Origin of the sequence: Streptomyces seoulensis (assembly GCF_022846655.1) — a bacterium.
Lineage (GTDB): Bacteria > Actinomycetota > Actinomycetes > Streptomycetales > Streptomycetaceae > Streptomyces.
In genome coordinates this window covers 5989081-6003047 of sequence record NZ_AP025667.1, presented here as the reverse complement: position 1 = coordinate 6003047, position 13967 = coordinate 5989081, and the positions used below count along the sequence as shown (strand labels likewise).

Here is a 13967-nt window from a genome sequence, read left to right as displayed (position 1 = left end):
CCAGGATCCGGCACCATGCGACATGTAGGACAAAATGACAAACTCCGGGCACGCTCCCGGTCCCTGGCCGTCCGCTGCTCGGTCGCCGCCCTGGCCACCGCCGCGGCCCTCACCGGCTGCTCGGGCTCCGGCTCCGCCCCCGCGGGCCGGCAAGGCCCCGCCGACGCCCCTGACGCCACATCGGCCCGCCTCGCGGAGCAGCGGCGCATGGTGGCAGCGGCCCGCAAGTGGCGGCTCGACCAGGTCCCGCTCACGGCCCCGGCCCCGCCCAAGGTCAAGCCGAGGATCACCGCCCGCGAGGGCTTCGAGGTGGACCACCAGGAGGACGAGAACCTGCCCCCGGTCTTCACCACCGTCCCCACCGACAAGAAGATCGTCTTCCTCACGATCGACGACGGCGCCGAGAAAGACCCCCGGTTCCTCTCGATGATGCGGGAGCTGAAGATCCCGTACACCGCCTTCCTCAGCAACTACCTGGTGAAGGACGACTACGGCTACTTCCGCAAGATGCAGTCGTACGGGAACACCGTCGACAACCACACCCTGACCCACCCCTACCTGCCCGGCCTCTCCTACGAGCAGCAGCGGGACGAGATCTGCGGCATGCAGGACATCATGGAGAAGCAGTACGGCAAGCGCCCCGAGGTCCTGCGCCCGCCCTACGGCGACTACAACCAGGACACCCTGCGCGCCGCCAAGTCCTGCGGCATCAAGTACGCGCCCATCTGGAACGAAGAGGTCTTCGTCGACCACTGGGAGTACCGCGAGGACGACAAGAGGCTCAGACGCGGCGACATCGTCCTCACCCACTTCCGGGGCACCGACGAGTGGGACGGCACGATGGTCGACGACATGCGCCGCTTCCTCGACAAGGTCACCCGCGAGGGATACGCCGTGGCACGCCTGGAGGACTACCTGTGAGGCGCCGGGCGCGGCCGGGCGGCGGCAGCCGTGCGGCGCGGGCCGTCGCGCTCGTCTCGGCCCTCCTGCTGCTCACCGGCTGCGCCCAGTCGGTCGACCCCATCGAACGCCTCGGCAAGAAGGCGGCGGAGGGCGTACGCCGCTCGGCCCCGGCCCCCGAACGCGCATACCGCCGCTGGGGCCTGGCCGCCCCCCTCGCCGCCCCGCCCCGCCACGCGGCCCGCCCCCTCGCCACCCGCACACTGAGCCTGGCCGGTGTGGTGGACCGCGTCGCCACCACCGACCGGGTCGTCTTCCTCACCTACGACGACGCGGCCGTACATGACCGGAGCCTGACCGCGCTGGTCGGCGAACTGCGCCTGCCGGTCACCGTCTTCACGGCCCCCGACACCCTGGGCCCCGGCCGCGCCGCCCGGCTCCGCGCGGCGGGCGTCACCGTCGGCGGCCGCCTCCCGCGCCACCCGGCCCTGCCCGGCCTGCCCCGCGCCCGTCAGCGCGCCGAACTGTGCGCCCGCCAGGACCGCCTCGCCGCCCGCACGGGCAGCCGCCCCCGGCTGCTGCGCCCGCGCGCGGACGCGTACGACGCCACCACCCTGCGCGCGGCCGCCGACTGCGGCATCACCACCTTCGTCCGCGGGACCGGTGCCGACGACCCCGACCGCCTGGCCCCCGGCACCATCATCCGCGTCACCCCGGACGACGAGGACGGCCTCACCGGGCGCACGGCGCGCGTGCTGAGAGAGGCCCAGGGCAGGGGCCTGACGGTGGGAAACCTGAGGGACTACCTGTAGGCCCAGCCAATCCAGCCCGTCCGGCGCTTGAGGACGAGGCCCGTCCAGGGCCGAAGCGGGGGTCCGGGGGCGGCAGCCCCCTGGGGGTGAGCGGACCAACGGCACGGTGAAGGCAACTCCAGCCGGCCCCGTACGCCGACGCGCCGCACGGCAATTGGCACTCCGCTTGACCGAGTGCTAACCCCGGTCATAGTCTCGGCACTGGCACTCGGCACATGAGAGTGCCAACAAAGCGACGGGCAGGTCCGGCACCCGCGACGACGGATCCACCTGGTCGCCACCTCAGACAGTCAACCCCGTGAATTCTCCGAAGGGGGAGGTCGGATCGTGACGACCGCCAGCTCCAAGGTTGCCATCAAGCCGCTCGAGGACCGCATCGTGGTCCAGCCGCTGGACGCCGAGCAGACCACGGCCTCGGGCCTGGTCATCCCGGACACCGCGAAGGAGAAGCCCCAGGAGGGCGCCGTCCTCGCCGTCGGTCCGGGCCGCTTCGAGAACGGCGAGCGCCTGCCGCTCGACGTCAAGGTCGGCGACATCGTGCTGTACAGCAAGTACGGCGGCACCGAGGTGAAGTACAACGGCGACGAGTACCTCGTCCTCTCGGCCCGCGACGTCCTCGCGGTCATCGAGAAGTAGTTCACCCCGAAGCATCTGCTTCACCACTGCGCCCCTGGTTCCCGCGACCGTAAAGAGCCGGGCGGCCGGGGGCGCAGGCACATCCACCCAGATTTTCCGAGAGGGCTCCCGCTGTCATGGCGAAGACACTGAAGTTCGACGAGGACGCCCGTCGCGCCCTTGAGCGCGGCGTCAACAAGCTGGCCGACACGGTGAAGGTGACGATCGGCCCCCGCGGTCGCAACGTCGTCATCGACAAGAAGTTCGGCGCCCCGACCATCACCAACGACGGTGTCACGATCGCCCGTGAGGTGGAGATCGAGGACCCGTTCGAGAACCTCGGCGCCCAGCTCGTGAAGGAGGTGGCGACCAAGACCAACGACATCGCGGGTGACGGCACCACCACCGCCACCGTGCTGGCCCAGGCGCTGGTCCGCGAGGGCCTGAAGAACGTCGCCGCCGGTGCTTCCCCGGCCGCCCTGAAGAAGGGCATCGATGCCGCGGTCAAGGCGATCTCCGAGGACCTGCTCGCCTCGGCCCGCCCGATCGACGAGAAGTCCGACATCGCCGCCGTCGCCGCGCTGTCCGCCCAGGACCAGCAGGTCGGCGAGCTGATCGCCGAGGCCATGGACAAGGTCGGCAAGGACGGTGTCATCACCGTCGAGGAGTCCAACACCTTCGGTCTGGAGCTGGACTTCACCGAGGGCATGGCCTTCGACAAGGGCTACCTGTCCCCGTACTTCGTCACCGACCAGGAGCGTATGGAGGCCGTCCTCGACGACCCGTACATCCTGATCAACCAGGGCAAGATCTCCTCGATCACCGAGCTGCTCCCGCTGCTCGAGAAGATCATCCAGACCAACGCCTCCCGGCCGCTGCTGATCATCGCCGAGGACGTCGAGGGCGAGGCCCTGTCGACCCTGGTGGTCAACAAGATCCGCGGCACCTTCAACGCCGTCGCGGTGAAGGCCCCCGGCTTCGGCGACCGCCGCAAGGCGATGCTCCAGGACATGGCCGTCCTCACCGGCGCCACCGTCATCTCCGAGGAGGTCGGCCTCAAGCTCGACCAGGCCGGCCTGGACGTGCTCGGTTCCGCCCGCCGCGTGACCGTCACCAAGGACGACACCACCATCGTCGACGGCGGCGGCAACTCCGCCGACGTGCAGGGCCGCGTCGCGCAGATCAAGGCCGAGATCGAGAACACCGACTCCGACTGGGACCGCGAGAAGCTCCAGGAGCGCCTCGCCAAGCTGGCCGGCGGCGTGTGCGTGATCAAGGTCGGCGCCGCCACCGAGGTGGAGCTGAAGGAGAAGAAGCACCGTCTGGAGGACGCCATCTCCGCGACCCGCGCCGCGGTCGAGGAGGGCATCGTCTCCGGTGGTGGCTCCGCCCTGGTCCACGCGGCCAAGGTGCTGCAGGACGGTCTCGGCAAGACCGGCGACGAGGCCACCGGTGTGACCGTCGTCCGCAACGCGGTCGTCGAGCCGCTGCGCTGGATCGGCGAGAACGCCGGCCAGGAGGGCTACGTCATCGTCTCCAAGGTCAAGGACCTGGAGAAGGGCCACGGCTACAACGCCGCCACCGGCGAGTACGGCGACCTGGTCAAGGCCGGCGTCATCGACCCGGTCAAGGTCACCCGCTCCGCGCTGGAGAACGCCGCCTCCATCGCCTCCCTCCTCCTGACGACCGAGACCCTGGTCGTCGAGAAGAAGGAAGAGGAGCCGGCCGACGCGGGCCACGGCCACAGCCACGGCCACTCGCACTAAGGCAACAGCCCTCTGGGGCCAGCGACTTCGCCCCGCCAGGGTTCTCCTGGCGGGGCGAAGTGCTGTGTCAGCGGTCTCCCGACTCCGGGCCCACCCCCGTCAGCGCGGCCCGTACTTGCGCCCCGTGCGCGCGCTGATCCCGCCCAGCAGGCCGCGCGGGGCCACCTTGGCCAGGCCCATGAGGGCCTTGTAGCGGGGGTCGGGGATGGAGACCGTCTTGCCGCGGGAGAGGTCGGTCAGCGCCTCGGCGACCAGCTTGTCGGCGTCGAGCCACATCCAGCCGGGGATGTTGTCCGTACCCATCCCGGCCCGCTCGTGGAACTCGGTGCGCACGAAGCCGGGGCACAGGGCCATCAGCCGGACCCCGCTGCCCGCCAGGTCCTTCGCCGCGCCCTGGGTGAACTGCACGACCCACGCCTTCGAGGCGCCGTACGTACCGCGCGGGACGAAGGCCGCCACCGAGGCGACGTTCACCACCCCGCCGCGCCCCCGCTCCCGCATCGCCTCCGCCGCCGCCGAGGTCAGCCGGAGCACCGCCTCGCAGTGCACCTTGATCATCCGCAGCTCGTCGGCCATGGAGACGTCCAGATAGCGGCCCTTGTTGCCGAAACCGGCGTTGTTGACCAGCAGGTCGACCGGGTTGCGGCGGTCGCCGAGCCGCTCGGCCACCGTCTCGATGCCCTTGTCCTCGGCGAGGTCGGCGGTCAGCACCTCCGCCTCGATGCCGTGCCGGTCGTGCAACTCGGTCGCCTGCTCCCGCAGCCGCGCCGTGTCGCGCGCCACCAGCACCAGGTCGTGCCCGTCCGCCGCCAGCCGCCGCGCGAACGCGGCGCCGATCCCCGCGGTCGATCCCGTAATCAGAGCCGTTGTCATGGCCCAAGAGTAGTGACCCGGACCGGGGGCTTCCGGCCCGTCGTGACGGTTGTTCAGCGGGCCTGGCGCTCCAGGTACTTGTGTACGGCGGCCAGCGTTTCGGCGTGCAGGGCGTCGCCCGCCGCGAGCAGCGAGGGCAGCAGCTCGCGCTCGGTGGTCACCGCGCGGAACTGCGTCGCCGCCGTGATCCCGTGGTCCGGCCGGCGCACGATCTCCACCGCGTCGCCCGCCCGTATCTCGCCCGGCTCGATCACCCGCAGGTAGGCACCCGTGGCGCCCTTCCGGGTGAACCTCTTCACCCAGCCCCGCTCGGCCATATGGCCCTGGAACGTCCGGCACGGGATCCGCCCCGCCGTCACCTCGAGCACCACCCCGGAGCCGATCCGCCAGCGCTCGCCGATCAGCGCGCCGGAGACGTCGAGCCCCTCGGTGGTCAGGTTCTCCCCGAAACAGCCGTTGGCCAGCGACCGGCCCAGCTCGCGCCCCCACTCGTCGAGGTCCTCGCGCGCGAACGCGTACACCGCCTGGTCGTCCCCGCCGTGATGGCGCAGCTCGCACACCGCGTCCCCGGCCAGCCCGCTGCCGCCGACCCCCTTCGCCCCCGGCGCCGCCACCCGCACCGGGCCCTCGACGGGCCGCTTGTCGATGCCCGTCAGCCCCTCGGCCTGGTCGGTGTACGGCACCGCGCGGGGTCGCCCCAGATTGACGGAGAGAAGCTTCATGCGCGCACGGTACGTGACCGGTTCCCAAAGCGTCGACGCGATATCGGGACCCGGGCCCAAGTACGGCTTATGCTCGAAGGGTGATCGAGGCCCGCCATCTCCGCGTCCTGCGCGCCGTCGCCGCCACCGGTTCCTTCTCGGCGGCGGGGCGCGACCTGGGCTGCACCCAGCCCGCCGTCAGCCAGCAGATGAAGGCGCTCGAAGCCTCCGTCGGCACCCCGCTGCTGGTCCGGGGCGGGCGTGAGATGCGGCTGACCCAGGCCGGCGAGGCCCTGGTCCGGCACGCCTCCGGCATCCTCGCCGGGCTCACCGCCGCGGAGGAGGAGGTCGCCGCCATCGCGGGCCTGCGCGCGGGCCGGGTCCGGCTGGTGTCCTTCCCCAGCGGTTCCTCCACCCTGGTCCCCACCGCCCTCGCCGCCCTGCGCGCCGCCCACCCCGGCACCCGGGTCTCCCTGGAGGAGGCCGAACCGCCGAGGTCCGTGGAGCTGCTGCGCGAGGGCGACTGCGACCTGGCCCTCGCCTTCCGCTACGAGGGCGCGGCCGCCACCGAGGAGTGGGACGACCTGGTGATACGCCGCCTGCTGACGGACCGTCTCGTCGCGCTGGTCCCCGAGCGGCACCGGCTCGCGGGCGCTGACGCCGTCGCCATCGGGGAGCTGGCCGGGGAACCCTGGATCGCGGGCTGCCCGCGCTGCCGTGGCCAGCTCGTCCAGGTCTGCGAGGGTGCCGGCTTCACCCCCCGCATCGACTTCGCCACCGACGACTACCCGGCCGTGGTCGGCCTGGTCGGCGCCGGCCTGGGCGTGGCCGTACTGCCCCAGTTGGCGGTGGAGTCGGTACGGGCCAGGGGAGTGCGCGTGGTCCGGCTGGAGCCCGCGGTCCGGCGGGAGATCGTCGCCCTCACCCTGCCCGACCTGGCCCAGGTCCCGGCGGTCGCGGCGACGTTGGAGCAGCTCGGCAAAGCGGCCTCGCGGCCTTAGGGCCTGCCTCGTCGACCAGGCCGGGTTCGCGTCGCGCCGCCTCCCCTCGCGGGCCTCATACGGAGCCCCCATGCTGAGACAAGAGGGCGCCGTCGTTTCGAGATCCGTCCTTCCCGAAGGCCACGAGGGCGCCTGAGAGGAGGAGGAAGTCATGCGTGTGCGCAGAATCCTGGCCCTCGTCCTGGCCACGGCAGCCTTTGCCGGCGTGAGCGCTGTCGGCGCTGTCAGCGCCGGGGCCGCCTCGTCTCCGAACATCTCCAGAGACGACTGCGTGGCCGCCGGCGGGCAGATCGTTTCACGCCCCTACGCGGGCGAAGCCTGCGCGCTGCCCGGCGGGACCACACCGGCGATCACCTGACCGCGCGGACCCCTGGCACCTCGCCGCGCTCGCGCGACGGCGTACAGAACCCCCGCCCACCGTGGGCGGGGGTTCCGCCGACTCGGACGCGGGGGGCCCGGAGGGCCGGCCCGGCCAAGTCCGGCCAGGCACGGCTCAGGGGCACGCGGGTGCGTGCCCTGGTGGATGCAGAAACGTTCCTTCAGGCGTGGGAGCCGTGGCCCCCGCTGGTGGTGGACACCAGGCGGTTGCGTGCCCGGCCCATCAGCTCTTCGCGCTCGTCCTCGGTCAGCCCGCCCCACACGCCGTACGGCTCGCGCACCGCCAACGCGTGTGCCGCGCACTGCGCTCGGACCGGGCACCGCATGCAGACCTCCTTGGCCGAGTTCTCACGTGCACTCCGCGCCGCACCGCGCTCGCCCTCCGGGTGGAAGAAGAGCGAGCTGTCCACCCCTCGGCAGGCTGCCAGCAACTGCCAGTCCCACAGGTCCGCGTTCGGTCCGGGAAGGCGGGAGAAATCTGCCATTACGTGACCCCTTGTAGCCGTTCTGGGCGGATACTGTGCCTTCGACCGTACATCTCCGGTCTAAGGAGATGAAAATATGACTCATTGCGAATCTAGCCTCAGACACCGAGAAATGGGACCAAAAACGGCTAAATGGGGCACGGGTTGTGATGAAAAGCCGTGGGTCCGTCGAGCATGTCTGCACCGTGTCGGAGCCCTCACGTAGAGTGCCGAAGTCAGTACGCCGACCCGTAACTCTTTCGGGTGACCGTCGTTGAGAGTGCGGAGGCGGTTGAAAACACAAGTGCTCGGGCAGGCGTCCGAGACGGTCGACCGCACAGGTGACGATTCCGTACCAGCCTGGAGGCTCAAGGTGACGCGCATTTGCTGCGGAGGGCGGTCATGACTTCCGTCCTCGTCTGCGACGACTCCCCGCTTGCCCGAGAGGCGCTTCGCCGCGCGGTTGCGACCGTGCCCGGCGTCGAGCGCGTGACGACGGCTGCCAACGGCGAGGAAGTCCTCCGCCGCTGGGGCGCCGACCGCTCCGACCTCATTCTGATGGACGTACGCATGCCCGGCCTGGGCGGCGTCGAGACCGTGCGCCGTCTGCTGTCCGCCGATCCGGGCGCGCGCATCATCATGCTCACCGTCGCCGAGGACCTCGACGGCGTCGCTCTCGCGGTGGCCGCGGGCGCGCGGGGCTACCTGCACAAGGACGCCTCCCGCGCGGAGTTGCGGGCGACCGTGACGCAGGCCCTCGCCGACCCCACCTGGCGACTGGCCCCGCGTCGGCTCCGCTCGGCCGAGATGGGCGCCGCGCCCACGCTCACCGCGCGCGAGATCCAGGTGCTCGAGGGCATGAGCCACGGCCGTTCCAACGCCGAGATCGGTCGAGAGCTGTTCCTCTCCGAGGACACCGTCAAGACCCACGCCCGGCGCCTGTTCAAGAAGCTCGGTGCCTCCGACCGCGCCCACGCGGTGGCACTCGGCTTCCGCTGGGGACTGGTCCGGTAGGTCATGCGCAGCCGCTGCGTCCGGCCTGGGCGGGATCGTCCTCGGCGGGTGGTGGAGGGTGTGCGCGGGTGCGGCCGGTCGGGTCCGGCGGCGGTTTCGGTCGCCGGCGGCACCCGCCGTGGGAGCGGTCGGCCGGCCTCGGCGCCGGATGCCGTACGCGCCGCGCGCGGGCGGTTCCCGGCCGGAGCCGTCCCTGGCGCGGGCGGCACCCGCTGTCCGGACCCCGTGGGTCCGCCGGTCGGCGACGACGTCGCGGAACCGTGTGCTCACGGGCACGTCCGACCCGGCTCGACGGCCGTCCGGAAGGGGGGATTCCCCTCCGTGGCCACCGTGCGCGGGACCCGCTCTCCGGGTGCGTGCTGCTTGTTTCGGCGGGGATGCCGCATCCTTGAGGTGTGGAGTCTCTCGGGGACGAGTCGAGCGAGCGGAAAACCAGCGGAAGGGGAGGGCGCAGGAGATGAGTGCCGGCGCACCTGCTCATAACGCTTCGGTGCATAACCACGAACGTGATGCGACGGACCGGACGGCCGCAAGGCACCATGGACCGATGCGCGACGACGAGGCGGGCACGGCCCCCGGGCCCATCGGCGCCCTGGTGCACCGTGCCGTCGACGGGGACGAGCAGGCCACGCACGACCTGCTCGCACACGTGCACCCCCTCGCGCTGCGCTACTGCCGCACCCGCCTGTCGCGGCTGCCCGGCGACGCCCGCCACTTCGTGGAGGACCTCGCCCAGGAGGTCTGCGTGGCGGTGCTGCTCGCCCTGCCGCGCTACCGCGACACCGGCCGCCCCTTCGAGGCGTTCGTCTTCGCCATCGCCTCGCACAAGGTGGCCGACCTCCAGCGCGCCGCGATGCGCCACCCCGGCTCGACGGCCGTCCCCTCGGACGAGATGCCGGAGCGCCCCGACGACTCCCTCGGCCCCGAGGAGCGCGCCCTGCTCAGCTCCGACGCCGCCTGGGCGAAGAAGCTGCTGGCCAACCTCCCCGAGAACCAGCGCGAACTGCTGCTGCTCCGTATCGCCGTGGGCTTGACCGCGGAGGAGACAGGGCAGATGTTGGGAATGTCACCAGGAGCGGTGCGAGTGGCCCAGCATCGCGCGCTGAGCCGCCTGCGCGCCCTGGCCGAGCAGTAGCCCCTGACCGCCCGCCGAGGTGCGCCCCGGCGTGACGGCGACGGATCCGCCTTGGCGTGAACGAGCCGGTGAGAAGCCCGAGAAGGCCCCGGCACCGGCTCCGCGCCGAGTCGTGCGTGAACGTGCGCGCCGCCGGATCCGTACGAACATACGAAGCCTGAAGCGCCCCCGTAGCGTGGAATTTGCTCACGACGCTTCCCGTTAGCATGGACATCCGCACCGATCAAGGCCATTTGGGGAAGGTGTCATGACTGCCAACGTCGACGGAGTGCCCGGTAAATTCCAGACACTCGGGCTGACCTACGACGACGTGCTGCTGCTGCCGGGCGCGTCGGACATGGCGCCCGACGAGATCGACACCGCCTCGTACGTCTCCCGGAACGTGCGGGTCAACATCCCGCTGCTGTCCGCGGCCATGGACAAGGTGACCGAGTCCCGCATGGCGATCGCCATGGCCCGTCAGGGCGGCGTGGGCGTGCTGCACCGCAACCTGTCCATCGAGGACCAGGCCAACCAGGTCGACCTGGTGAAGCGGTCGGAGTCGGGCATGGTCACCGACCCGATCACCATCCACCCGGAGGCCACGCTCGCCGAGGCCGACGCGCTGTGCGCCAAGTTCCGCATCAGCGGCGTGCCGGTGACCGACCCCGACAAGCGGCTGCTGGGCATCGTCACCAACCGCGACATGGCCTTCGAGAACGACCGCACCCGGCGGGTGCACGAGGTCATGACGCCGATGCCGCTGGTCACCGGCAAGGTCGGCATCTCCGGCCCGGAGGCCATGGAGCTGCTGCGCAAGCACAAGATCGAGAAGCTGCCGCTGGTCGACGACCGCGGTGTGCTCAAGGGTCTGATCACGGTCAAGGACTTCGTCAAGGCCGAGCAGTACCCGAACGCGGCCAAGGACGCCGAGGGCCGGCTGCTCGTCGGCGCGGCGGTCGGCGTGGCCGGTGACTCCTTCGAGCGCGCCCAGGCGCTGATCGAGGCGGGCGCCGACTTCATCGTCGTGGACACCGCGCACGGTCACTCCCGCCTGGTCGGCGACATGATCGCCAAGATCAAGTCCAACTCCTCCGGCATCGACGTCATCGGCGGCAACATCGCCACCCGCGACGGCGCCAAGGCGCTGGTGGACGCGGGCGCGGACGGCATCAAGGTCGGCGTCGGCCCCGGCTCGATCTGCACCACGCGTGTGGTCGCCGGTGTGGGTGTCCCGCAGGTCACCGCGATCTACGAGGCCGCGCTCGCCGCCAAGGAGGCCGGTGTCCCGGTCATCGGCGACGGTGGCCTGCAGTACTCCGGCGACATCGCCAAGGCGCTCGTCGCGGGTGCCGACACGGTGATGCTCGGCTCGCTGCTCGCGGGCTGCGAGGAGTCGCCGGGCGAGCTGCTCTTCATCAACGGCAAGCAGTTCAAGTCCTACCGGGGCATGGGCTCGCTGGGCGCGATGCAGACGCGTGGCGACCGCCGTTCGTTCTCCAAGGACCGCTACTTCCAGGAGGGCGTCGCCTCCGACGAGGCGCTGATCCCCGAGGGCATCGAGGGCCAGGTGCCCTACCGCGGCCCGCTGTCCTCCGTGGTGCACCAGCTCGTCGGCGGTCTGCGCCAGTCGATGTTCTACGTCGGCGGCCGCACCGTCCCGGAGCTGCAGGACAACGGCCGGTTCGTCCGGATCACCTCGGCGGGTCTCAAGGAGAGCCACCCGCACGACATCCAGATGACGGTCGAGGCGCCGAACTACAGCAACAAGAAGTGACGCACGCGCACGTGTGCGGTTCGTGACGAGGGCGGTTCCGGGGTATCCGGGACCGCCCTCCTCGTCGCCGGGGACGGCCATCGCCTGCCCGGTCGGCGATACTGGAAGACGCTGTAAACATCAGGGAAAGGCATGACGTGACTGAGATCGAGATCGGGCGCGGCAAGCGCGGCCGCCGGGCGTACGCCTTCGACGACATCGCCGTCGTCCCCAGCCGCCGTACGCGGGACCCGAAGGAGGTCTCGATCGCCTGGCAGATCGACGCCTACCGTTTCGAGCTGCCGTTCCTGGCCGCTCCCATGGACTCGGTCGTCTCCCCGGCCACCGCGATCCGCATCGGTGAGCTGGGCGGTCTGGGTGTCCTCAACCTCGAGGGCCTGTGGACCCGGCACGAGGACCCGCAGCCGCTGCTGGACGAGATCGCCGAGCTGCCCGCCGAGCTGGCCACCCGCCGCCTCCAGGAGATCTACGCGGCTCCCGTCAAGGAGGAGCTGATCGGCCAGCGCATCAAGGAGGTGCGCGACGCCGGTGTCGTCACGGCGGCCGCGCTCTCCCCGCAGCGCACCGCCGAGTTCTCCAAGGCGGTCGTGGACGCGGGCGTGGACATCTTCGTCATCCGCGGCACCACGGTCTCGGCGGAGCACGTCTCCTCCTCGCACGAGCCGCTGAACCTCAAGCAGTTCATCTACGAGCTGGACGTCCCGGTGATCGTCGGCGGCTGCGCCACGTACACCGCCGCCCTGCACCTGATGCGCACCGGCGCGGCCGGCGTGCTGGTCGGCTTCGGCGGCGGCGCCGCGCACACCACGCGCAACGTGCTGGGCATCCAGGTCCCGATGGCGACCGCGGTCGCCGACGTGGCCGCCGCCCGCCGCGACTACATGGACGAGTCCGGCGGCCGGTACGTGCACGTGATCGCGGACGGCGGTGTCGGCTGGTCCGGCGACCTGCCCAAGGCGATCGCCTGCGGTGCCGACGCGGTCATGATGGGCTCCCCGCTCGCCCGTGCCACGGACGCGCCCGGCAAGGGCCACCACTGGGGCATGGAGGCGGTCAACGAGGAGCTGCCGCGCGGCCAGAAGGTCGACCTCGGCACCGTCGGCACCCTGGAGGAGGTCCTCACCGGCCCCTCCCGCACCCCCGACGGCTCCATGAACTTCTTCGGCGCCCTGCGCCGCGCCATGGCCACCACCGGCTACAGCGAGCTGAAGGAGTTCCAGCGCGTCGAGGTGACGGTCGCGGACAGCCAGCACCGCCGCTGATCTCCTCTTCTCGAGCGGAAAGGGCCCGGTCACCACGGGGGTGACCGGGCCCTTTCGTGTGCTCAGAGGCGGTGTGCCGCGCCCGTCGGGGTCACTCCCCGGGTGTCCAGCAGGAGCTGGGCCTTCACCGAGAGGCCCTGGAGGTCGTAGGTGCGGTGGGGCTGGAGGAGGAGGGTGAGGTCGGCGGCGGCCGCGGCTTCGTAGAGGGAGTCGGCACGGGGGACCGGGCGGTCCAGGACGTGCCAGGCGGGGATGTGGGGGTCGTGGTAGCTGATGGAGGCGCCGAGTTCCATCAGGCGGACGGCGATCTCGTGGGCGGGGGTGCCCTGCTGGTCGGCGAGGTCGGCCTTGTAGGTGACGCCGAGGAGCAGTACGCGGGCGCCCCGGGCGGACTTGCCGTGTTCGTTGAGGAGGGCGGCGGCGCGCTGGACGACGTAATGCGGCATGCGCTCGTTGACCTGCTGGGCCAGCTCCACCATGCGCAGACCCCGGCTCGCGTGGCCGGTGAGGTCCTGCGGCACGCCGTGGCCGCCGACGCCGGGTCCCGGCCGGAACGCCTGGAAGCCGGACGGCTTGGTCTCCGCGCAGCGGATCACGTCCCACAGGTCGACGCCCAGTTCGTGGCAGACGACGGCCATCTCGTTGACGAGCGCGATGTTGACGTGCCGGAAGTTGGTCTCCAGCAGCCGTACCGCCTCCGCCTCGCGGAGTCCGCGCGCGCGGACCACCTTGTCGGTGAGCCGGCCGTAGAACGCGGCGGCCGATTCGGTGCAGGCCGGGGTGAGGCCGCCGATGACCCTGGGGGTGTGGGCCTGGGGGTGGTCGCGGCTGCCGGGGTCGGCCCGGCTGGGGGAGTAGGCGAGGTGGAAGTCGCGTCCGGCGCGCAGTCCCGAACCCCGCTCCAGGATCGGGCGCAGGAGCTCCTCGGTGGTGCCGGGCAGGACGGGCGACTCCAGGATGACCGTGGTGTGCGGGCGCAGCCGCTCGGCCAGGGTGCGGGCGGCCGCCTCGACCTGGCCGAGGTCGAGTTCGCCGTCGGCGCCGCGCGGGGTGGGCGCGCAGATGACGGCGGTGCGGACCCGGCCGAGCTGGGCCGGGTCGGTGCTGAGCCGGAAGCCGGTGGAGCGCATCCGGCGCAGCTCGGCGGGGCTGAGCGACCCCGCCTCGGGGCCGGTGGCGTACCCGATGGTGGGGATGCCTGCGGCGACGGCGGCCTGGGCCAGCGGCAGGCCGTAGGGACCGAGTCCGATGACGGCGAGATCTGCGGGCATGGCGTGGGCCGTCCTTCCC

General features: G+C 71.5%; 14 protein-coding genes. 10 read left to right on the top strand and 4 right to left on the bottom strand.

Annotated elements, in window-relative coordinates; translation table 11 throughout:
- Nucleotides 1-15 precede the first annotated feature (15 nt).
- The 4 genes from HEK131_RS27435 (at nt 16) to groL (ending at nt 4093) form a co-directional block, all read left to right on the top strand.
- A complete protein-coding gene (locus HEK131_RS27435; RefSeq protein WP_244337489.1) occupies nt 16-921 on the top strand; it encodes a polysaccharide deacetylase family protein in 906 nt (301 codons plus the stop codon).
- Entirely contained in the window at nt 918-1712 is a 795-nt protein-coding gene (locus tag HEK131_RS27430; RefSeq protein ID WP_244337487.1) for a polysaccharide deacetylase family protein, read from the top strand. Before HEK131_RS27435 ends, HEK131_RS27430 begins: the two co-directional genes overlap by 4 nt.
- 327 nt (nt 1713-2039) lie before the next feature.
- Nucleotides 2040-2348 (top strand): co-chaperone GroES, encoded by a 309-nt coding sequence (gene groES, locus HEK131_RS27425; RefSeq protein WP_135783711.1) that lies wholly within the window; start codon nt 2040-2042, stop codon nt 2346-2348.
- A gap of 116 nt (nt 2349-2464) precedes the next feature.
- A complete protein-coding gene (gene groL, locus HEK131_RS27420) occupies nt 2465-4093 on the top strand; it encodes a chaperonin GroEL (RefSeq protein WP_217461892.1) in 1629 nt (542 codons plus the stop codon).
- Nucleotides 4094-4192: 99 nt separating this feature from the next.
- On the opposite strand, the gene HEK131_RS27415 is transcribed toward groL, so the two are convergent.
- The gene (locus tag HEK131_RS27415) at nt 4193-4966 is read right to left on the bottom strand and encodes an SDR family NAD(P)-dependent oxidoreductase (protein WP_217461893.1); all 774 of its coding nucleotides are present in this window, start codon (nt 4964-4966) and stop codon (nt 4193-4195) included.
- Between the two features lie 53 nt (nt 4967-5019).
- On the bottom strand, nt 5020-5688 hold the full coding sequence (locus HEK131_RS27410) for an MOSC domain-containing protein (protein ID WP_217461894.1): 669 nt from the start codon (nt 5686-5688) through the stop codon (nt 5020-5022).
- 80 nt (nt 5689-5768) lie between these two features.
- On the opposite strand from HEK131_RS27410, the gene HEK131_RS27405 reads away from it, so the two are divergent.
- Nucleotides 5769-6668 carry a LysR family transcriptional regulator gene (locus tag HEK131_RS27405; RefSeq protein ID WP_217461895.1) on the top strand — a complete coding sequence of 300 codons (900 nt, stop codon included), beginning with the start codon at nt 5769-5771 and terminating at the stop codon, nt 6666-6668.
- 151 nt (nt 6669-6819) lie between these two features.
- Nucleotides 6820-7026 (top strand): hypothetical protein, encoded by a 207-nt coding sequence (locus tag HEK131_RS27400; RefSeq protein ID WP_244337485.1) that lies wholly within the window; start codon nt 6820-6822, stop codon nt 7024-7026.
- Nucleotides 7027-7207: 181 nt separating this feature from the next.
- Here the strand turns inward: HEK131_RS27400 and HEK131_RS27395 are convergent, their stop codons facing one another.
- On the bottom strand, nt 7208-7531 hold the full coding sequence (locus HEK131_RS27395) for a WhiB family transcriptional regulator (protein WP_217461897.1): 324 nt from the start codon (nt 7529-7531) through the stop codon (nt 7208-7210).
- A 381-nt stretch (nt 7532-7912) separates the two neighbouring features.
- Between HEK131_RS27395 and HEK131_RS27390 the strand changes: the two genes are divergently transcribed.
- From HEK131_RS27390 to HEK131_RS27375, 4 genes are all read left to right on the top strand, one after another.
- Nucleotides 7913-8524, top strand: coding sequence for a response regulator transcription factor (locus tag HEK131_RS27390; protein ID WP_003948568.1), 612 nt, complete (start codon nt 7913-7915; stop codon nt 8522-8524).
- Nucleotides 8525-9071: 547 nt separating this feature from the next.
- A complete protein-coding gene (locus HEK131_RS27385) occupies nt 9072-9659 on the top strand; it encodes a sigma-70 family RNA polymerase sigma factor (RefSeq protein WP_161149924.1) in 588 nt (195 codons plus the stop codon).
- A gap of 247 nt (nt 9660-9906) precedes the next feature.
- Nucleotides 9907-11415 carry an IMP dehydrogenase gene (gene guaB / locus HEK131_RS27380; protein ID WP_217461898.1) on the top strand — a complete coding sequence of 503 codons (1509 nt, stop codon included), beginning with the start codon at nt 9907-9909 and terminating at the stop codon, nt 11413-11415.
- A 137-nt stretch (nt 11416-11552) separates the two neighbouring features.
- A complete protein-coding gene (locus HEK131_RS27375; RefSeq protein ID WP_161149926.1) occupies nt 11553-12677 on the top strand; it encodes a GuaB3 family IMP dehydrogenase-related protein in 1125 nt (374 codons plus the stop codon).
- A 62-nt stretch (nt 12678-12739) separates the two neighbouring features.
- On the opposite strand, the gene HEK131_RS27370 is transcribed toward HEK131_RS27375, so the two are convergent.
- Nucleotides 12740-13948 (bottom strand): nucleotide sugar dehydrogenase, encoded by a 1209-nt coding sequence (locus HEK131_RS27370; protein ID WP_217461899.1) that lies wholly within the window; start codon nt 13946-13948, stop codon nt 12740-12742.
- Nucleotides 13949-13967: the final 19 nt, after the last annotated feature.